A 19,137-nucleotide genomic window follows, 5' to 3' on the forward strand; every position below is an offset into this window, starting at 1 on the left:
CATGCAAAATGAGTAAAATCAAATGTCAGTGCGGTCATGAGAATCCATTTGGCACAGTACTTTGTGAACAATGCGGAAGACCGCAAACCGAAGAAGCTAAAAAGAGTGAGCTTGTTGACATGCGCTACGAAGGCTCGTCCAGGCGATCACAGACGTATAACAAATCGATTGTCGATAAGATTTGGAATTTCTTTTCGAGTGTTAAAGTTGGGATTGGAATCATTGTTGCCGTACTTGTCACTGCTGCAATCGGAACCATTTTTCCACAGAAATTGTATGTACCACTATCACCGGTCGCCGGCATAAACGACTACTTGGCCTATTATGAGGGTTTATACGGATTTTTCGGTACAATTTACGTCCGATTTGGCTTTTATGATATGTATAATAGTTGGTGGTTTATCACGTTGACGGGAATGCTTGGCGCATCTGTTATTATTGCCAGTGTCGATCGTGTCGTACCACTGTATAAATCTTTGAAAAAGCAACGCACAAAGCGTCACCCTTCTTTCATGAAAAAACAGCGCGTTTATGGTGAAGGGTCTTCTGAGGATCCATCTGCGGCCCTTCTTAAAGCAGAGGAGAAACTGAAGGAACTTCGTTATAATATCAAAACCGAAAATGGTGCATTATTAGCGGAAAAAGGGCGTTTTGCAAGATGGGGTCCCTATGTCAATCACGCTGGAATTATCATATTTTTATTTGGTGTTTTATTACGAGGAATCCCTGGGTTTTACGTAGATGAAACGATGTGGCTCCGTGAAGGAGAAACACGTTCTATCCCAGGTGCAGAGGGATATTATTTGGAAAGTAAAGAATTCATCTTGGAAAACTACACACAAGACGATGCAGACGAAGTATTCGGTGAGGCAATAGAACGTGTGGGGATGATTGCGAGTAATTATCAGACGGATGTTGCGCTTTATAAAATACCTGATGATGCACTAGTAGGCTCTAGCGATTTTGAATTCGTGAAGGACTATTCTATTATCGTTAACAAACCACTGAAATTCGATGGCTTTAACGTATTCCAAATGGATTATCGTCTCGATGAATTAAAATCAATGACGTTCCAATTAACAGAAAAGGAAACTGATAAAACCTATGGTCAGTTCACGGTTGACTTAGCTGAACCTGCTAAGAACTATCAATTGGAAGACGGTGCAACTGTTACATTGATGGATTATTATCCTGATTTTGTTATGACAGATGGAGAACCGGATACGAAAACGCCAATTCCAAATAATCCTGCTTTTATCTTTGAGATGAAGACGCCTGACAAGCCAGCTGGTGAAAGAAGTTTTGTCGCAATCCAGCAAACACTTGAAACCGAGCAAAATGATTATAAAGTGAAGTTTGTCAGTGCAGAAACACGTGATATTTCAGGGTTAACGATTCGTAAGGATAAGACGCTATACGTCATTCTTCTCGGAGGAATTATCTTTATGATTGGTGTTGCACAGGGTGCCTATTGGAACCATAGAAGAATTTGGATTCAACAAGGAACTGGCAACGAGCTGTTAGTTGCTGGACATACGAATAAAAACTGGTTCAAGTTGAAACAGGAGTTGGATCAGGTGAAAGAACATGCGGCATTACCTACTTATACGGATAGGCAGGATACAGATGCTATTTTGGAAGATAAGGAAGGAGAGCAATCATAATGGGATTTGCAGCGTTAAGTGCTAATTTACTTCTGGTTTCATTTATTGCTTACCTTATCGCAACAGCATTTTTTAGTGGTGCGGTAAAAGGCGCGAAATCGGAAGCAACTTATAAAAATAATAGATGGGGAAAAATCGGGATAACGATTACAATCATTGGGTTTATTTCTCATGTTGGCTATTTCATCACTCGGTGGATAGCTTCTGGCCATGCGCCAGTTAGTAATATGTTTGAATTTACGACTGCATTTGGCATGATGCTTGTCGGAGCATTCATTCTGTTATTTTTCCTTTATCGGACACCATCACTTGGATTGTTTGCATTGCCGATAGCGGTTATTATCATTGCCTATGCAAGCATGTTTCCAAAGGAGATTACGCCACTCATCCCGGCACTCCAAAGTTATTGGTTGACGATTCACGTGATTACAGCAGCGCTTGGTGAAGCAATCCTTGCTATCAGTGCGGTTGCTGGACTCATTTTCTTGCTGAAAAATATTGATATGACTAAGAAATCAAAACAACGCTTTTGGTTAGAAGCAGTCATGTTTACGCTTATCCTAGTGATTGGTTTTGTATTGTCATCGACAACATTTAAACTAACTGGCTATGAAGCGCAATTTTCATATATCGATAAAAATGAAATGCCAGCCGAAATCAGCTATAACTATCCACCGTTATTCGGTATGAATCAATCTGAATCATTAACGCCGGGCGCCATGACGCCATGGGCGGAAATGCCAGCTATCGTCAATGCGAAGACGCTAACGACATTCGTGTGGTCAGTCGCAATAGGAACTATACTGTATATCATTCTTAGGCTCATCTTCCGACGTCCGATTGCGTCATTGTTCCAGCCGTTCGCCAAAAAGGCAAATTCACAGCTGATGGACGAAATTGGTTATCGTGCCGTTGTAATTGGTTTCCCTATCTTTACACTTGGGGCACTCATTTTCGCTATGATCTGGGCACATGAAGCATGGTCTAGATTCTGGGGATGGGATCCGAAAGAAGTATGGGCACTTATTACATGGCTATTTTATGCAGCGTTTCTCCACGTGCGTTTATCACGTGGTTGGGAAGGCGAAAAATCAGCGTGGCTTGCGGTCATCGGTTTCATCATTATTATGTTTAATTTGATCGCGGTGAACTTAATCATTGCAGGATTGCATTCATACGCTTAATTTAACCTTCTGACTTGAGACTGCACGGTTGTTCACTGGACGCCGTGCAGTCTTTTTGACTGAAATTAGTCAAAGCCTCCGGCGGATTAGTAGGATTACGCTTTGTAGTTTCTTTTTTACAAGGCGGCTTGTACAATGGATATAGATGGATGTTGAAAGGGGTAATGAGTTGTGGAAGAAAAAGTGACGTTGTTAGTGGTGGATGACGAGGAGCGGATTCGTCGTCTGTTAAATATGTATCTTACACGCGAAGGCTATGAAATCGAAGAAGCGGTTGATGGGGCTGAAGCGCTTGAAAAAGCATTGACGACTCATTACGACGGTATCTTATTAGATTTAATGATGCCTGAAAAAGATGGTCTTGAGGTGTTGCAGGAGCTAAGAGAAAAGAAAATCATGACGCCCGTTATTATGCTTACAGCAAAGGGCGAGGAAGCTGATCGTGTAACTGGGTTTGAATCGGGTGCCGATGACTACATAGTTAAACCGTTCAGTCCGCGTGAAGTGGTTTTGCGGGTTAAAGCAATTCTTAGAAGATCTGTGACATTTCACGGGGCCGCATCAGCTTCTTCGTCGAAAGATCTTGTTGTGTTCCCGCAGTTGACGATAGATAACGATGCGCATCGTGTAACCGCAGACGGCAATGAAGTGAATCTTACGCCGAAGGAATATGAATTGCTTTATTTCTTAGCGAAATCACCAGACAAAGTATTCGACCGGGAGCAGCTATTAAAAGAAGTGTGGCACTACGAATTTTTCGGTGATCTTCGCACAGTCGATACGCATGTTAAGCGGCTGCGTGAAAAACTAAGTCGTGTTTCCGAACGTGCTGCGAAAATGATTGTCACCGTTTGGGGTGTGGGCTATAAATTTGAGGTTCCACACAATGAATAGAATATGGAATTCAATCGTCGGGAAGCTGTGGGCAACCATATTGCTTCTCGTTTCCTTTGTTCTGTTTGTTGTGACGGCATTGTTGCTGGAATTTCTCGATGATTTTCATACGCAACAAGCAGAGGACTCATTGCGAAGGGATGCTATGACGATTGGAAAAGTTGTTGTGGATCATGAAAGTGAATCTTCGATGCAACTCATTATTGAAGATATCCTTGGTGATGAAGTAGATGCTATGATTGTAGATAATGATGGGGAAATAACATATTCTTTCCAGCTGGGGCTGAATAAGGAGCAAATCGAAAGTAAAATCCTATCTGAAACCATCTTCTCGTCCAATCAAGAAAAAGTTACGCCAATTGTAAAAGAGATGATATTGCCTTCCATCGAGGAAAGTGATGTAATGGAGCAATATCTTGTGCTAGCCTACCCATTTGAACAGGAACAAGTAATTGCTGGTTCGGTTATCATCTATCAAAGTTTAGAAGCTGTTCATCGAGCGACGAAGGAAACAACAAATATCGTATTCTTGTCAGCGTTTATTGCTTTTGTTTTAACAACTTTTTTTGCGTTTTTCTTATCGACAAGAATTACATCTCCTTTACGCGGAATGAGACAAGCTGCTTTTGAATTATCGAAAGGCAATTTTGATACACGACTGCCTGTTGCGCAAAATGATGAAATTGGTCAGCTTGCAACGGCATTCAATCAAATGGGCAGACAGCTTAAATATCATGTAGAATTAATCAACCAAGAAAAGGAACAGCTTTCCAGCATTTTAACGTCTATGACGGACGCAGTTATTACGTTCAATCGGGATTATACGATTTTATTGAGCAACCCGCAGGCGGAGCGCTTATTACAAAATTGGTATTTTAAAAGCGGCGCGCAGGATGAGGAAAACACCATTCCACCGGAAATTTACCATATGCTTGATCATGTCGTCACGTTTGCGGAAGAAGTTGAGGATGAATTGGAGCTAGGAGGTCGCTTTTACGCAGTTTCGATTAGTCCCCTTTATAGTGGGAGTGATATTCGCGGGGTAGTAGCGGTTCTCCGTGATATGACGGATCAGCATAAGCTGGACAAGCTACGATCAGATTTCATTGCTAACGTTTCACATGAGCTACGGACACCGATTTCGATGCTCCAGGGGTATAGTGAGGCGATAATTGATGGCGTTACGACGAATGATGAAGAGCGTAATGAGATGGTCCAAATTATTCATGATGAATCTAAGCGGATGGGCAGACTTGTAACAGATTTACTCGACCTCGCACGGATGGAATCTGGGCATATGCGACTGTACAAAGACGATGTGTCGATGATTCCTTTCCTCGATCGGATAGTGAATAAATTCATGCAAGTTGCACGTGATGCTAATGTGGAGTTGTTATTTGATGTTCCGAAGGATGAAGAAATCGTTTCAAATGTTGACGAAGATCGAATTGAGCAAGTGTTTACGAATTTAATTGACAATGCAATCCGTCACACACCCGATGGCGGGAATGTCACATTGCGTGTTGAGAAATATGTCGATACAATTGAAATGACAGTTACAGATACGGGTGTTGGTATTCCAGAAGAAGATCTGCCGTATATTTTTGAACGTTTCTATAAGGCGGATAAGGCGAGGACAAGGGGGAAGGGTGGAACAGGCTTAGGCCTTGCCATCGCTAAAAATATTATTGATTCGCATAGCGGAGCAATCACGGCGAGCAGAGGAGAACATAGTGGTACTATTTTCAGCTGTACATTGCCTTTGAAAAAGTTGTAACTATTTAGCTTGAATAACGACTAATGTATAGAACGGGGGTATTTCATGGACGACTCCGTTTTCCACCGACTTTATGAGCAATACCATCAAGATGTGTTCAAGTTTCTCATCTATTTGACGAGAGATCGTGATCACGCTGAAGATCTCGTACATGAAGTGTACGTGAGGGTATTGCGAGCATATAGCGGTTTTGAAGGGAAAAGTTCTGAAAAGACGTGGCTTTTTTCCATTGCGAAAAATGTTGCAATTGACCATTTCAGAAAAAATGCTATCCGTAAAAAGCATCTATTCGATAAATTTGACTGGGAAAAAAGTGAGCTTGTTTCAACGGGGATTTTACCGGAAGAATTGGTCACACTTAGTGAAGAGATGAAGCTTCTTTTACAAGCATTGAATACTTGTACGGGTGACCAAAAAATGGTCATTACGATGCGCTATTTTCAAGATTTATCGATTGCTGAAACAGCGGAAATTCTCAGTTGGACAGAAGGTAAAGTAAAGACTACACAACACCGGGCAATCAAAGCATTACAAAAGAAGTTGAATGCTCTTCCTACAGAAGGGGGGAAACGAGATGACCGACAGTAAATGGGACGACAGCAAGATTGACAGCCTTCTGCGCAATATGCCAGATATTCAAGATGAGCGCCTGTCGTCGGACATATTGGCACGATTAAAACAAGACGAACGACTGCAATCCCCTCGTCGAACAATATCTAAAAAGTGGATGGCTGCTTTGGTGGCGGTAGCGGCATTACTTGTTTTTAGTTTACTTATTCCCTCAATGCTACAGCAAAATGATAGCGCGATGTATGATAGCGTTAACGAGTCAGCCGATTCAGTAAGTATCCAAGCTGAAATGTCGATGGATAATGTGAAAGAAAAAAGTGCTGAAATTAAATCTGACGCACGGGAAGTCGAAGCTTTTAGTACTCCAGAAATGGAGCATGGAGGAACAATTGAAGCAGCACTTTTGGAAATGAAAGATGTGCCGAAAGGTATTATATATACTGTGCAGGAGAGAGAGGGAGTTGCGGTAATTACCTTTACAGAGCCACTAAATTTGTCCATCTTGAATCAAGATGAAGTGAGTGCGATGCTAGAAGGGTTCATGTTAACGGCTAAAAACTTTAACAAGCAAGTGCGTTTAGAAAACGTGATGCAACCGACTTTCCTCCATTATGATTTAACAACTGTGTTACCAGAACCAGCTGGAGAATAAACCGATGTATTTTATAAAATGATGCGTCAGATACAGAAAACCCTTTCTCCAAAATCGGCGAAATGAATACAAAAATCATATTAATCAGAGGCAATTCAAACACATCCTGTACCCAGATAAAACAAATAAAGCGCTTTGTAAACAATAAAGTTTACAAAGCGCTTTTTGCTGTATATACTAGAGTAGTAATAAAATATTGATTCATCTTCGGGGCAGGGTGTAATTCCCGACCGGCGGAAATGGAGAGTTTCTCTTCTTAGCCCGCGAGCTTAACAGCTGATTCTGGTGTGATTCCAGAGCCGACAGTATAGTCTGGATGGGAGAAGGTGAAGGTGCGGCCGTCTTTTTGTGTTGTCCACAAAAAGGGTGCTTATTTAAGTACGAATTAAAGAAGGAGAAATAGGCTTCTTTAAAACGTTACTTTAAATATACCTTTAACAATCCCTTGAGCTTATTTAGCTTTAGGGATTTTTTGTAGATATGATTGACGGAACGGCCTTTCCTCTTTTGAAGTGAATCGCAAAAGGAGAGAGGAACACAATGAACAACAAGAAATTAAGAAAGATGATTCTCATCGCAATCCTTGGGAGTATTGGAACGATATTGATGCAATTCAATTTCCCGTTGCCAGCATTACCAGGATTCTTGAAAATCGATTTTGGGGAAATTCCGGCAGTACTAGCCATTATGACAATGGGGCCGGTAGCAGGTATTCTTGTAGAATTGATCAAGAACGTCATGCACTGGTTTATGTCAGGAAGTCCAACAGGCGTTCCAGTAGGAGAAATTGCGAACTTCGCGACAGGTGTATTATTCATCATGCCCATCTATTTCATCCACAATAAATTCAAATCATCTAAAGGTTTGGCAGCTGGGCTGATTGCTGGAACTGTTGCTATGGCTGTCGGTATGAGCGTTTTGAATTATGTACTGTTTTTACCAATGTACACATATTTCATGAATTTCCCAGCAATGGTAGGTAGTGAGTTATCTACTTTTATCGTCTTGGGAGTTCTACCTTTTAATGTAATAAAAGGAATTATGCTTATGGCGATTACAATGTTGCTTTTCAAGAGCATGAAAAAGTGGATTATCCAGCAACGAACTCAATTGATGGCGTAAATGATTAACGTCATAATTTAAGTATACTGTGTGCAGTAACTCTTGGATTACTATTGCTATAAAATTACCGGAATTTCTTGATGCGTAGGGATGCGACTTTATCGCACCCTACGCATTTTTCGGTAATCTTATGCGGTCGTTCATCTGTCACAATTTAGCCATAAAGAAAGCCCGTGCAGAATATTTTCTACACGGGCTTTCATCATTTAAATGGCCAATCAGTCTTCGTATTTTAACGCATCGCCATCGAATGGCGCATCTGCGATTTTGATTGAATCGGTTGGGCAACCATCAAATGCATCTTCCAAATCCTCCAGCAGTTCTTCTGGAACTTCCACTGTACCCGTGTTATCATCGAGGATAACGTAAGCAATTCCTTCATCATCATAATCGTAAATATCTGGGGCTGCTGCTCCACAAGCGCCACATGCGATGCATGTATCCTGATCGACGATTGTATATTTAGGCATAGTCTTTCTCTCCTCTTTTCTCCGTACAAACAATTTACTTCATTCTTCATTCTAATGATATTGACTACAGTTTTCAACAAAAAGAATTTGTTTTGTGGAGGAATTTATTATGAAACTTTCTTCAATCCTATTAACAATCATTCAGAAGCTAGATGGTGAGCGAACAATTTATGCAGGATTCCACTTGCTACGTGGGAAACGCTCGGGACAGACATTACAAGATGTTGAATACTATGGATTAAAAGCTTATTTTGGTATATTACCCAAATTAACTGTCGAGCACTTTGACGAAGCAGCCACATTATTAAGCAATTCCGGCTATATTACAACGGGGGAAGATTCTTTTGTCAAAATAACGACAAGTGGTCGCCAACTTATGGAGAATTTACCTACCTATGCGTTTAACGGTTGGGATTATCGGGGCAGGGAAATGATTTTCTTTGCAAGGCTGTCACTTGCTATCCAGACGGTGTCGAATTTTAAAGTGGGTGAACATGCATTTATGCCGGTTCAAAAAGATTATGATAGCCAGACATTCATAAGAAATCTATATCATAAGCAACCAATTAGTGATCCTGCATACGCCCGTTATATTGCTGAGGAGCTAAGGCTCTGCATAGAACGTAGTGATATGGATGATAACCAAAAAATTATTGTAACACATCGACTAAGCGGTTTTAAGCTAACGGGTTGGACATGGGATCAGTTAGCAGCTTATTTAGGGCTACAGCCATTTTCGGTCTATTTACTTTTTATAGAAGGTTTACATAAGTTGCTCGTTGTAATTGAACAGTCAGCTGAATTGTCTTTTTTACGAAAAATCGCAGACAATATTAAAGTAACGACCTATTTGACTGATTCTTCTAGAAAAACACAGCAGCTTTTCAATCGAGGTTTGTCCATCGAAGATATCGCGACAACGAGAAATTTGAAATTGAGTACAATTGAAGACCATTTTGTTGAAATGTCTATTAACGATCCGCAATTTCCTCTTACGCAGTTTGTCACGGAGGATTATATAGAGGCTGTCGTTGCAAAAGTGAAGGAAGTTGAAACGCGTAGGCTACGCATATTGAAGGATGAGTTTGTGGAGCTGACTTATTTTCAGCTACGACTTATTTTAGGTGCGCGGACGGGGGAAAGAAGCTAATGGATATACATAAAATACTGCAAGAGAAATTTGGTTTTGAGCAATTTAGACCTGGGCAAGAAGCGGTTATTCGTGATGTTATTGCGGGCAAGGACACGCTTGCGATTTTGCCAACTGGAATCGGGAAATCACTTTGTTATCAGTTGCCAGCGTATGAATTAGAGGGTGCGGTTCTAATTGTTTCACCGCTTGTAGCATTAATGGAGGACCAAGTGGCCATTATGAAAAGGAATGGTGAAAAGCGGGTTGTTGCATTAAATTCATTTCTATCATTTTCGGAGAAAAAGCGAATTATGGCTGAATTAGGGAAGTATAAATTCATTTTTGTTTCACCTGAAATGCTATTGCAGAAAAATGTAATTGCCCTATTGCGTACAACTCAGCTTGCATTAATTGTCGTCGATGAAGCGCATTGCATTTCGCAATGGGGTTTTGATTTTAGACCGGATTATTTGCGGATAGGTGAATTATTTGGTGAATTTAATCGTCCCGGTGTGCTGGCGCTTACTGCTACTGCCGATGATAAAGTGACCGCAGATATTATCCATTATTTACAGCTTCAATCTCCTATCATTCATCGTCAGTCGTTGGACCGTCCGAATATCTCTTATGCAATTGTAAAAGTGGAGAATGAAATGATGAAGACAGAATGGGTCAAAGAAAGGGTTATGGGGACGATAGGACCCGGTATTATTTATGTGGCATCGCGAAAACGAGCGGATGAGCTCGCTCTTATTTTACAACAGCAAGGTATAACGGTTGCTTCCTATCATGCGGGAAAGGAACAGGAAGACCGTGCGTTTATCCAAGAGCAATTTAGTACAGGTGAAATTAGTTGGATATGTGCGACAAATGCGTTTGGAATGGGCATACATAAAGATGATATCCGTCAGGTCATTCACGAGCATGTACCACAGGCTATCGCTAGTTATATACAGGAAGTGGGTCGAGCGGGGCGTGATGGCGAACAATCTGCGGCCACCTTATTGTTCACGGCTGATGATGAAAGAAGAATGCGCTTTATTGTTCAGGCGGATATTCCACAGGAAGCAGAAATCAGGCATTATATAGGCCTACTTGGAAACAATATAGTACCAGATGAAGCCGCAGCGATAACTGGAATGAGCGAAACAGGAAAACGTGTCATAGATTATTATAAGGAACGTATGCCAGTTGAGGATGTTATTCAGTGGATCGCAGAATTAGTACGTGATAAAGAGACTCAGCTACAAATTATGCTACGATTAGTCCATTCTGAAAAATGTCTTCGAGAAGTTATCTTGGAATTTTTTGGGGAGTCTTGTGAGGATAGACCGACATATTGTTGTTCTGTTTGCGGGTTGACCGAAGGATTGCAGTTAGAACGGCAAAAGCAGCATGTTGATGATAGGAAGATATTGGATTGGCAGGACAGATTAATCAAGCTTCTTGGTTAATCTTCTGGAATGCTAAAGTAGACGAAGGCATATTTGATTTTTACGGCAAAATTCGTCATAATAAAGGAATAGCACGATGTGATAGGAGAATGTACTGATGAAAAAGGATAATTATAAAACTGAGTTCGAGGAACATAGGAAGGAAATTTTTCAGGATAGTGACAGTCTACCATCCCGTGCAGAATTGCATAGGAGAGGCAGCAAGCCGAAAAAGAAATCTAGTCATTTAATGATTAATATCGTTCTCGGATTATTTACGTTGATTCCAGTAATTATTTTAGTTTATGTTGTTTCTGACTTTTATAATCCAGGCAGCAATCCATCGGCGAAAGATGGAGATGCCGTTGTCAGTTATGAAGAAACAGAAAATAAGAAGCCTGATGAGCAAAAAGAAGATATTGACCAAGATGTTGCTTTAGATGACGAGGATAATAAAGGTGAGGAGAAAGTTGATGAAGTGGTTAATCATGAGCCGGAGTCTGAATCTGAAAAAAATCTTGACGAAAAGCCGGAAAAACCTGTCGTAGACGTTAATCCAACACCGGAAAAGGAAGCGGAAGGTAAGACGGAGCAAGAGTCGACGGTAAAAACGCATAAGGTAGCTAACGGTGAAACGCTTTACCGTATATCAGTCAATTACTATGGGTCAGACGCTGGTATAGAAAAAATAAAGAATGCAAATGGTTTAACATCAAATGATATCATGGTCGGACAGACGCTCACGATTCCTTGAGTTGTTCGATTGTCTATACAAGTAAAGAAAGGGGCAAAGTGTCTTGCTTTGCCTTTTTTTATGTTCATTCAGCAGAATCCCCTGTTGAATGAACATAAGCGAAGGTAACCTCAGTGCGCCGCGTCCTGCAGGTGCCTTAATTTCTGCAAAGTACGCAGAAATACGGCAAATCGAACCCTTCGCTGTTCGATTCGCAATTACGCCAAGGCGTAATTGATTGGAAGGAGAGGCATGATTACGGTCAATAAAATGGTATGGCTTGCTCTTTCGATGGCGATGGGGTTTTTTACTTTTATGTTTATGAATGCAAAACAAAGAAATGTTATTTACCATGATATGAAACTCGGTGTTGGGAATAAGGCGAGTAAGCAGCTGACGGTATTTTTTATCTCTGATATTCACCGACGGAAAATAGATGGAAAACTTCTGGCTAAAATTTGTGAAGGCCGTGAAATAGATGTTGTTATTATTGGAGGAGATCTTGCGGAAAGAGGCGTCCCGTTAGCACGTATCACACAAAATATTCGTCATCTTTCCACTCTCGGCCCTCTATTTTTCGTGTGGGGAAATAATGATCGCGAGGTTGGCGAAGCGGCAATAAGGGAAATACTTGGCCGCTATGGCGGTAAGGTTTTGGATAATGAAACGGTGTCTATTCCTGGCCATTCGGACTGGGGATTGTGTGGAACGGATGATCCATCGAGTCGAAATGTTAATATTGACTCGGCTCTCCACAACATTGACCAGTATAAAGAAGTGATAGTTGTAACTCATACACCTTCATTGTTTCGAAAAGTAGAGCAGATGTGCCTTCCTCGCCTGATGCTCGCCGGTCATACGCATGGTGGGCAAATACGATTAGGTAAATGGGGCTTGCAGGAAAAAGGAGCGTTCCGTTTGGATCAGGGTAGGGCTAAGCTCGTAAGTAATGGCTATGGCACGTCCACAGTGCCGCTACGACTAGGTGCGGCACCTGAATGTCATGTGATTACTATTCATTATGAAGAAAGTGTACTAAAGGAGCTGTAAAAAAAGTTATGAAGGAAATGAATCGAAAAGATGTCATTGTTGTTGGAGGTGGTCCTTGTGGACTGTCTGCAGCAATTGAATTAAAGCAAATTGGACTGAATGTAGTTGTAATTGAGAAAGGGAATATTGTTAACTCGATTTATCATTACCCGACACATCAAACGTTTTTCAGTTCAAGTATTAAATTATCAATTGGTGATATCCCATTCATCACGGCAATTGATAAGCCGAAGCGTAACGATGCGTTAGTTTATTACCGTAAGGTGGCAGAGCTAAAAGAAATCGCGATTCAAAGTTTTGAAAAAGTGGAGGATATTCAACGGGAAATGGAAGGCTTCCGCGTGGTGACGAATAAGGATGAATATTTTGCTACAAATGTTGTCGTTGCTACGGGGTATTATGATAATCCAAATCAACTTGGTGTTGAGGGAGAGGATTTACCGAATGTTTTCCACTATTTCAAAGAGGCTCATCAATTCTTCGGGAAAAAGGTTGTCGTTATAGGTGGTAAAAATTCGTCTGTCGATGCTGCGCTTGAATTGGAGCGTGCGGGTGCATCAGTCACGGTTGTTTACAGGGGATCCGACTATTCGCCGAGTGTGAAGCCTTGGATTTTACCTGGATTCGATAGCCTCGTCCGCGCGGGTGACATCGAGATGCATTTTAATGCGCATGTCGTTGCGATTACAGAGTCGAGTGTGACGATTGAGCAGCAAGGAGAAACAGTTGTTATTGATAATGACTATGTCTTTGCGATGATTGGCTATCATCCGGATTATGCTTTTTTGAAAAGCATCGGTATTTCGACGGATGAGGAAAGTGGTTGCCCTACTTTCAATGAGGAAACGATGGAAACAAATGTACAGGGGCTCTATATCGCGGGCGTCATTGCGGCAGGAAATAATGCGAATGAAATATTTATCGAAAATGGTAAGTTCCATGGCGGAATGATTGCCCGCGCGATTAAAGCAAAACAGACCGCTGTGAATTAAGGAAAATAAAGACTACTCATCGACCGAATTGGTTGAAGAGTAGTCTTTTTAGTTTAACTACTGGGGTAGTTGGGTTTCGCTAATGCGTAACCCAGTTTGCCTGGGGTAGCCGAGTTTCACCGATACCTAGCCCAGTTTTACATAGGGGTAGCTCAGTTTCACTAATGCGTAGTCCAGTTTGCCTGAGGTAGCCGAGTTTCGCCGATACGTAGCCCAGTTTTGCATAAGGGTAGCTCAGTTTCACTAATACGTAGTCCAGTTTGCCCGAGGTAGCCGAGTTTCGCCGATGCTCTTCAGCCCAAACAAAGTTCGAGAAGAAGCTTCAGCCGTGCTTTTTGACCGCTTAGTCCATGCTCAAAGCGAACGCCCAAATCTTTCAGCATTTTGCCTCCACCTTCGTAGGCGTATATATCTTGTGCGATGCCGTTAAAGCAACGAGAGACAACAATGACAGGGATGTTTTTCTCCAATAGTTGCTGAATACCTGGGAGTAAGGCTGGCGGCACATTCCCTTGGCCAAGACCCTCAAGTACGACACCATCATAGCCAAGTGAAGCTACCGACTGGAGCATATCGGGTTCCATGCCGGCATAGATTTTGAACATAGCCACTTTTTTCTGAATATCCTTTACAGGAAGATGAACCCGAGCTAAAGGCGCATGGTGGAAATGAATAGCCGATTTCGTCACAATACCGATAGGGCCATATTGTGGACTTTGGAAAGTAGATACACTACTGCTATGCGTTTTTGTCACGTTTGTTGCCGTATGAATCTCATCATTAAGAACGACAAGAACACCTTTGTCATTTGCATTATCAGCGGCTGCTACCCGAACAGCAGCCATCAAATTATAAACGCCATCCGCACCAATTTCATTGGAAGAGCGCATGGCGCCTGTCAATACAATAGGAATGTTATAGTTCGTCGAAAGTTCTAAAAAGTAGGCAGTTTCTTCAAGTGTATCGGTACCATGTGTGATAACGATACCGTCAAAGCTACTATCTACAATCCCTTGGTCAATCATTAGCTTTAATTCAAGCATATGTCCAGGTGTAATATGGGGCGATGGTAAATTGAAAGCTTCGATTTCGGTAATATTTGCGAACTGCTGAATATTGTCGATTTCCAATGCAAGTGGATTAGCGGCACTTAAAATAACGCCACCGGTTTCCGTATTTAACTGCATCGAAATTGTTCCGCCCGTATGGATTAATAGAATATTTTTTTTCACAATGGACCCTCCTATAAAAGGTAATTCATGGTATAATGGTATGGATTGGGGGTGCGCCTATGTTTATATTGCTTACAGTGGCAATTGCGCCTGGATTGGCGCTCTTCAGCTATTTCTATTTGAGAAAGCAAATTGCGAAAGAACCATCACGTACATTATTTCATACATTTATATATGGCGCTATAATGACTTTTCCGATTATGTTCATTCAGCATGTTTTTGAAGAAGAAAACATTTTTTCTAGCTATTTTATGCGAAATGTTATTTTTACGAGTGGAATTGAGGAGTTTTTCAAATGGCTCATCCTACTCATTGCAATTTATAGACATGTTGAGTTTGAAGACGCCTACGACGGTATTTTATATGGCGCCAGTGTGTCACTCGGTTTTGCCACCGTTGAAAATGTGATTTATTTGCTTGCATTTGGAGCTGATGTTGCATTCATGCGGGCTTTGTTACCCGTTTCAAGTCATGCTTTATTCGGTGTAGTCATGGGATATTATTTTGGCCGTGCGAAATTTGCAGTAGAATCCAATATTAATAAATACTTGTTCCTCGCGTTACTTGCTCCATATTGCCTTCATTTTATGTACAATGGAATTTTTGAGATAAGTGCTATTTCACAATATTTAATCATCCCGTTCATGCTATTCCTTTGGTGGTTTGGACTAACGAGAGTGAAATACGCGCACACGTTTGCGATGCAGCAATTCAGACGCAAAGCGCGAGTGATAAAAAAATGATTCAGCCAAGGCTGAATCATTTTTTTATGGTTAAAAACAGAGTTTTTCTTAATCAATCGCGCCTCGGCGTGATTGCGTCAAGATTTTGAATTGAGCTTGAGGCCTACAGGATGTAGGTTATGTAGTCGTTGCGAATCGAACTGCGAAGGGTTCGATTTGCCGTATTTCTGTGCCTTTGCAGAAATTAAGGCACATGATTAGGATGTCGCGCACTTAGACTGCCTTCTTAACTCCCTTCAAAATCTGTGACATCCGCGGACCAACAGGATGTTGGTTATGCAACCGTTGCCGCAGGACGCGGTGAACTTAGGTTGCCTTCCATTCTTCATTCAGCGGGAGTTTGGGCACCTGCTGAACTGGGAAACAAAACAGCATTCATCTCTCCATCTGTGGAGGTGGAAGTTTTCTGTAGCTGACGCTTCACTTTCAGTACAAAAGCATTTGCTGAATGAAGATAAATAAAATGAAAAACTTTGGGTAACCTACACAAAAAGGAGGAATGAAAGTGAAAAAGTGGTTCATCCGCATAATCGTGATTGTCCTGCTCCTTGGGTGCGTATATGCTACCTCGCCTGTACAAATCGAAGCCTTTAGTTCGCAAAATGTGGCGCGTGGTGCTAATGGCGACGATGTCATAGAATTACAATCACGACTACAGTATATCGGTTTTTATACGGGAACGATTGACGGTAAGTTTGGCTACGGCACGTATTGGGCACTGCGCAACTTTCAAGAGAAATACGGACTTCCGATTGATGGAATTGCAGGAGCGAAGACGAAAAAGAAATTAGTCGATGCATCAGAGTATGATGAGAAGTTTGTCAAAGACAACTTGAGTAAAGGAAATAAATTTACACATTACGGTGGAAAACCGCTCTCCTCTCAAGTGACAAAAGGAACGGGGAAAACAAATACTGTCCAAGCACCAGGCAAGTATTCGGAAAAGGATATCCAACTAATGGCGAATGCTGTGTACGGAGAGGCGAGAGGAGAGCCTTATGATGGCCAAGTTGCGGTTGCAGCCGTTATTTTGAATCGGGTGGAGCACCCAGACTTCCCGGACACTGTAGGCGGTGTGATTTTTCAACCGCTAGCTTTTACTGCTGTAGCGGATGGGCAAATTTGGCTGGAACCGAATGAACGTGCAAAAGAAGCCGTTCTTGATGCTATTAACGGTTGGGATCCATCGGAAAATGCTACCTACTACTTTAATCCAATTACTGCGACGAGTAAATGGATTTGGTCACGACCACAAATAAAGAAAATTGGCTTGCACATCTTTTGTAATTGAAAATAAATGATGAAAGGAGACTCTTTATCGAATTATGAGAAAAGTACTGTTTGTCCTAGTATACACACTGACGGCCTTAACAATCTTTGCTGTTGGAAAATCAGTTGAAAGTGAAAACCTTTCGATTGCACTCAGCGGGCAATATGCTAAACAAATGACAGATGCATCTGAAAAACTGGAAGAGCTCGATACCGCGGTGAAGAAGACATTACTGTTCAATCAATCGGACGGCTCGGAAAAAGCACGTGAAGATATTTGGCGCTTGTCTTCTGATATTAAAAATTCAGTAGCGACATTACCGTTAGACCAAAGTTTCTCAGCTTCATGGCTGAATTATCTTGGTCGACTTGGTAATTATGCAAAAGAGGCTAATGGAGAATCAGATGACGATGCATACCATAAAGTTATGTCGCAAGCTTCCAGTAATCTTCGTGAACTGGCGGATCAGTGGGAGCTCGCGACCGTCGGAATGGTGAATGGCAGATTGTCGATGGATGATTGGAAGAATAGACTGGAATCTGCCGACAAGGGACATGATTGGGCAGGTATGGGTACAGCAGTGAAACAATATACAGAAAGTGATTTTCCGTTGACAGCGAGCGAGTCAGATTCGATGAAGAAAAAAGAATTGCAAGATCTGGCAGATGCGAAAGTGACGAAAGAAGGGGCGGTTGAACGTTTCAAAACGCTGTTTCCAGCTGTTTCTAATGATGTAATAGGCATTGAAATGAGTGAACCTGGCTCGCCTTATCCATTTTATCATATCCGTTTTGCAGAAAATCAAGCTCTCGGTTATATCGATATTACGGAAAAAGGCGGACATGTTTTGTCCTTCCTTTCTGAGAGGCCGTTCGGTAAGCAAAGTCTGCCATTTGAAGATATTCAAAAAAAGACAGAGAAGTTTTTACAGGATGCAGGTTACAAAGACTTAGTTTACGAAGAGTCAAGAGAAAATAGTACAGCCTGGCATATGGTCTATGTCCGGGTAGAGTCTGACTATAAAGCGAAAGTATTTTCCGATACAATCCATTTGAAGGTTGCTAAAGATAATGGTGGCATAGTGGGGCTTGATGCTGCTGAATATATCCGAAAAGAGAAAACGAAACCACAACCTATTACGAAAAAGGATTGGAAAACATTTTTCCATTCGACAGTCACGATTGCTAAGGAAGAGCTTGCATATGTAGAAAATGACAGACTAGAACAACGTTTAGCACATTATTTAACGGTAACGATTGACGAAAATGGGGAAATTGGCACATATGCAGTAATTGTTGATACCGAAACATCAGAGGTAATTAAAACAGAAAGGTTGCAATAGCTTAGCTCATTCGAGAGGGATATATGACTTCTATAAAAAAACATTGGATTATCCTACCCATCATGACATAATGAAAGTAAGACGAGCATGAGGATTTTATTGGGTGAAATTACCTGAATTTAAAAGCTGATGAAAAGTGGTAAAGAAATATAAGGTTGCAATTACTGCCTATTATTTAGCACCTGATGCTTCACAACATTAAGACATGGATGGTAGGTGTTTTGGAATGTTACTTTCGATTGGGACAATCATTATCATCGACACAGACTTTACAAAGGATAGTGAAAAATATAAAAGTAAAGTGATTGATATGGGCGATGGGTTTGTAATGATTGATTATCCGACACAGATTAAGACAGGGAAAACGGCTTTTTTCCTAGATGGTACACAATTACTTGTATCTTTCATTGGAGAAAAGAAAATATCTTATGCTTTTCGTACTGAAGTAGGTGGTCGGCATAACAAAGGCGTTCCGATGTTGAAATTATCTTACCCGGGTGATGAAGAACTGATTAAAATCCAAAGACGTGAATTTGTCCGAGTAGAGACGGCAATCGATATTGCGGTTGACCAGAACGGGAAGTTCAGCCATTTTGTGGCCGAGGACCTGAGTGCAGGTGGTGTTGCACTCAATCTTCCTAAAAGCGTTCCATTTGCGGCAGAAGACGTTGTCGCCGTGACGATTGTGTTACCTTTTGAAAATAAAGAAATAAAATACGTGAAAGTTCATGCGAAAGTTGCACGAATATGGGAGAAGGGTGGTCGGCGAATTGCTTCATTACAATTTGAAGATATCAAGCCGATGGAGTCCCAATATATTATTCGATTTTGTTTTGAGCGACAGTTAAAGATGAGAAATCGAACATAATAATTATCA

At 41.3% G+C, this 19,137-nt stretch carries 18 protein-coding genes and 1 riboswitch; of the genes, 16 read left to right on the forward strand and 2 right to left on the reverse strand.

Going from position 1 to position 19,137, the window contains the following annotated elements; translation table 11 throughout:
• Window positions 1-8 precede the first annotated feature (8 nt).
• The 7 genes from MKZ10_RS08690 to MKZ10_RS08720 all read left to right on the forward strand — a co-directional run bounded on the left by MKZ10_RS08690 (window position 9) and on the right by MKZ10_RS08720 (window position 7,863).
• Entirely contained in the window at window positions 9-1,664 is a 1,656-nt protein-coding gene (locus MKZ10_RS08690) for a cytochrome c biogenesis protein ResB (RefSeq protein ID WP_342509792.1), read from the forward strand.
• On the forward strand, window positions 1,664-2,848 hold the full coding sequence (gene ccsB / locus MKZ10_RS08695; RefSeq protein WP_342509794.1) for a c-type cytochrome biogenesis protein CcsB: 1,185 nt from the start codon (window positions 1,664-1,666) through the stop codon (window positions 2,846-2,848). Before MKZ10_RS08690 ends, ccsB begins: the two co-directional genes overlap by 1 nt.
• 171 nt (window positions 2,849-3,019) lie before the next feature.
• A complete protein-coding gene (locus MKZ10_RS08700; RefSeq protein WP_342509796.1) occupies window positions 3,020-3,742 on the forward strand; it encodes a response regulator transcription factor in 723 nt (240 codons plus the stop codon).
• Window positions 3,735-5,519 (forward strand): ATP-binding protein, encoded by a 1,785-nt coding sequence (locus MKZ10_RS08705; protein ID WP_342509798.1) that lies wholly within the window; start codon window positions 3,735-3,737, stop codon window positions 5,517-5,519. The genes MKZ10_RS08700 and MKZ10_RS08705 overlap by 8 nt, the downstream gene beginning before the upstream one ends.
• A 45-nt stretch (window positions 5,520-5,564) precedes the next feature.
• Complete coding sequence (gene sigX / locus MKZ10_RS08710) at window positions 5,565-6,107, forward strand: RNA polymerase sigma factor SigX (RefSeq protein ID WP_342509800.1); 543 nt, start codon at window positions 5,565-5,567, stop codon at window positions 6,105-6,107.
• Complete coding sequence (locus MKZ10_RS08715) at window positions 6,094-6,741, forward strand: hypothetical protein (protein WP_342509802.1); 648 nt, start codon at window positions 6,094-6,096, stop codon at window positions 6,739-6,741. Before sigX ends, MKZ10_RS08715 begins: the two co-directional genes overlap by 14 nt.
• Window positions 6,742-6,940: 199 nt before the next feature.
• A riboswitch (FMN riboswitch) is annotated at window positions 6,941-7,073 on the forward strand.
• A 208-nt stretch (window positions 7,074-7,281) separates the two neighbouring features.
• Window positions 7,282-7,863 carry an ECF transporter S component gene (locus MKZ10_RS08720; RefSeq protein WP_342509804.1) on the forward strand — a complete coding sequence of 194 codons (582 nt, stop codon included), beginning with the start codon at window positions 7,282-7,284 and terminating at the stop codon, window positions 7,861-7,863.
• A 218-nt stretch (window positions 7,864-8,081) separates the two neighbouring features.
• Here MKZ10_RS08720 and MKZ10_RS08725 read toward each other — a convergent pair whose 3' ends face one another.
• Entirely contained in the window at window positions 8,082-8,333 is a 252-nt protein-coding gene (locus tag MKZ10_RS08725) for a ferredoxin (RefSeq protein ID WP_342509806.1), read from the reverse strand.
• Window positions 8,334-8,442: 109 nt separating this feature from the next.
• Here MKZ10_RS08725 and MKZ10_RS08730 point away from each other — a divergent pair, with 109 nt between their 5' ends.
• The 5 genes from MKZ10_RS08730 to MKZ10_RS08750 all read left to right on the forward strand — a co-directional run bounded on the left by MKZ10_RS08730 (window position 8,443) and on the right by MKZ10_RS08750 (window position 13,673).
• Entirely contained in the window at window positions 8,443-9,483 is a 1,041-nt protein-coding gene (locus MKZ10_RS08730; RefSeq protein ID WP_342509807.1) for a helix-turn-helix domain-containing protein, read from the forward strand.
• Entirely contained in the window at window positions 9,483-10,919 is a 1,437-nt protein-coding gene (locus MKZ10_RS08735) for an ATP-dependent DNA helicase RecQ (protein ID WP_342509809.1), read from the forward strand. Before MKZ10_RS08730 ends, MKZ10_RS08735 begins: the two co-directional genes overlap by 1 nt.
• A gap of 97 nt (window positions 10,920-11,016) precedes the next feature.
• Window positions 11,017-11,652 (forward strand): LysM peptidoglycan-binding domain-containing protein, encoded by a 636-nt coding sequence (locus MKZ10_RS08740; RefSeq protein WP_342509811.1) that lies wholly within the window; start codon window positions 11,017-11,019, stop codon window positions 11,650-11,652.
• 231 nt (window positions 11,653-11,883) lie between these two features.
• Window positions 11,884-12,681 carry a metallophosphoesterase gene (locus MKZ10_RS08745; RefSeq protein ID WP_342509813.1) on the forward strand — a complete coding sequence of 266 codons (798 nt, stop codon included), beginning with the start codon at window positions 11,884-11,886 and terminating at the stop codon, window positions 12,679-12,681.
• Between the two features lie 17 nt (window positions 12,682-12,698).
• Complete coding sequence (locus MKZ10_RS08750) at window positions 12,699-13,673, forward strand: YpdA family putative bacillithiol disulfide reductase (protein ID WP_342510112.1); 975 nt, start codon at window positions 12,699-12,701, stop codon at window positions 13,671-13,673.
• 293 nt (window positions 13,674-13,966) lie between these two features.
• On the opposite strand, the gene MKZ10_RS08755 is transcribed toward MKZ10_RS08750, so the two are convergent.
• The gene (locus MKZ10_RS08755) at window positions 13,967-14,905 is read right to left on the reverse strand and encodes an asparaginase (protein WP_342509815.1); all 939 of its coding nucleotides are present in this window, start codon (window positions 14,903-14,905) and stop codon (window positions 13,967-13,969) included.
• A gap of 59 nt (window positions 14,906-14,964) precedes the next feature.
• Between MKZ10_RS08755 and prsW the strand changes: the two genes are divergently transcribed.
• From prsW to MKZ10_RS08775, 4 genes are all read left to right on the forward strand, one after another.
• Complete coding sequence (prsW, locus tag MKZ10_RS08760; protein ID WP_342509817.1) at window positions 14,965-15,648, forward strand: glutamic-type intramembrane protease PrsW; 684 nt, start codon at window positions 14,965-14,967, stop codon at window positions 15,646-15,648.
• A gap of 499 nt (window positions 15,649-16,147) precedes the next feature.
• Window positions 16,148-16,939, forward strand: a complete 792-nt coding sequence (gene sleB / locus MKZ10_RS08765; protein WP_342509819.1) for a spore cortex-lytic enzyme — start codon at window positions 16,148-16,150, stop codon at window positions 16,937-16,939.
• Window positions 16,940-16,973: 34 nt separating this feature from the next.
• Window positions 16,974-18,260 carry a PepSY1/2 domain-containing protein gene (locus MKZ10_RS08770; RefSeq protein WP_342509821.1) on the forward strand — a complete coding sequence of 429 codons (1,287 nt, stop codon included), beginning with the start codon at window positions 16,974-16,976 and terminating at the stop codon, window positions 18,258-18,260.
• Window positions 18,261-18,486: 226 nt separating this feature from the next.
• Window positions 18,487-19,128 (forward strand): flagellar brake domain-containing protein, encoded by a 642-nt coding sequence (locus MKZ10_RS08775; protein WP_342509823.1) that lies wholly within the window; start codon window positions 18,487-18,489, stop codon window positions 19,126-19,128.
• Window positions 19,129-19,137 lie beyond the last annotated feature (9 nt).

It is taken from the genome of Sporosarcina sp. FSL K6-2383, assembly GCF_038618305.1.
In the GTDB taxonomy this organism is placed as follows: Bacteria; Bacillota; Bacilli; order Bacillales_A; family Planococcaceae; genus Sporosarcina.

What these genes read in the sequence shown, in the direction of transcription:
- MKZ10_RS08690 (WP_342509792.1), top strand. Translation starts at nt 9, where the DNA reads ATGAGTAAAATCAAATGTCAGTGCGGTCATGAGAATCCATTTGGCACA.
- ccsB (WP_342509794.1), top strand. Translation starts at nt 1,664, where the DNA reads ATGGGATTTGCAGCGTTAAGTGCTAATTTACTTCTGGTTTCATTTATT.
- MKZ10_RS08705 (WP_342509798.1), top strand. Translation starts at nt 3,735, where the DNA reads ATGAATAGAATATGGAATTCAATCGTCGGGAAGCTGTGGGCAACCATA.
- sigX (WP_342509800.1), top strand. Translation starts at nt 5,565, where the DNA reads ATGGACGACTCCGTTTTCCACCGACTTTATGAGCAATACCATCAAGAT.
- MKZ10_RS08715 (WP_342509802.1), top strand. Translation starts at nt 6,094, where the DNA reads ATGACCGACAGTAAATGGGACGACAGCAAGATTGACAGCCTTCTGCGC.
- MKZ10_RS08720 (WP_342509804.1), top strand. Translation starts at nt 7,282, where the DNA reads ATGAACAACAAGAAATTAAGAAAGATGATTCTCATCGCAATCCTTGGG.
- MKZ10_RS08725 (WP_342509806.1), bottom strand. Translation starts at nt 8,333, where the DNA reads ATGCCTAAATATACAATCGTCGATCAGGATACATGCATCGCATGTGGC.
- MKZ10_RS08730 (WP_342509807.1), top strand. Translation starts at nt 8,443, where the DNA reads ATGAAACTTTCTTCAATCCTATTAACAATCATTCAGAAGCTAGATGGT.
- MKZ10_RS08735 (WP_342509809.1), top strand. Translation starts at nt 9,483, where the DNA reads ATGGATATACATAAAATACTGCAAGAGAAATTTGGTTTTGAGCAATTT.
- MKZ10_RS08740 (WP_342509811.1), top strand. Translation starts at nt 11,017, where the DNA reads ATGAAAAAGGATAATTATAAAACTGAGTTCGAGGAACATAGGAAGGAA.
- MKZ10_RS08745 (WP_342509813.1), top strand. Translation starts at nt 11,884, where the DNA reads ATGATTACGGTCAATAAAATGGTATGGCTTGCTCTTTCGATGGCGATG.
- MKZ10_RS08750 (WP_342510112.1), top strand. Translation starts at nt 12,699, where the DNA reads ATGAATCGAAAAGATGTCATTGTTGTTGGAGGTGGTCCTTGTGGACTG.
- prsW (WP_342509817.1), top strand. Translation starts at nt 14,965, where the DNA reads ATGTTTATATTGCTTACAGTGGCAATTGCGCCTGGATTGGCGCTCTTC.
- sleB (WP_342509819.1), top strand. Translation starts at nt 16,148, where the DNA reads ATGAAAGTGAAAAAGTGGTTCATCCGCATAATCGTGATTGTCCTGCTC.
- MKZ10_RS08770 (WP_342509821.1), top strand. Translation starts at nt 16,974, where the DNA reads ATGAGAAAAGTACTGTTTGTCCTAGTATACACACTGACGGCCTTAACA.
- MKZ10_RS08775 (WP_342509823.1), top strand. Translation starts at nt 18,487, where the DNA reads ATGTTACTTTCGATTGGGACAATCATTATCATCGACACAGACTTTACA.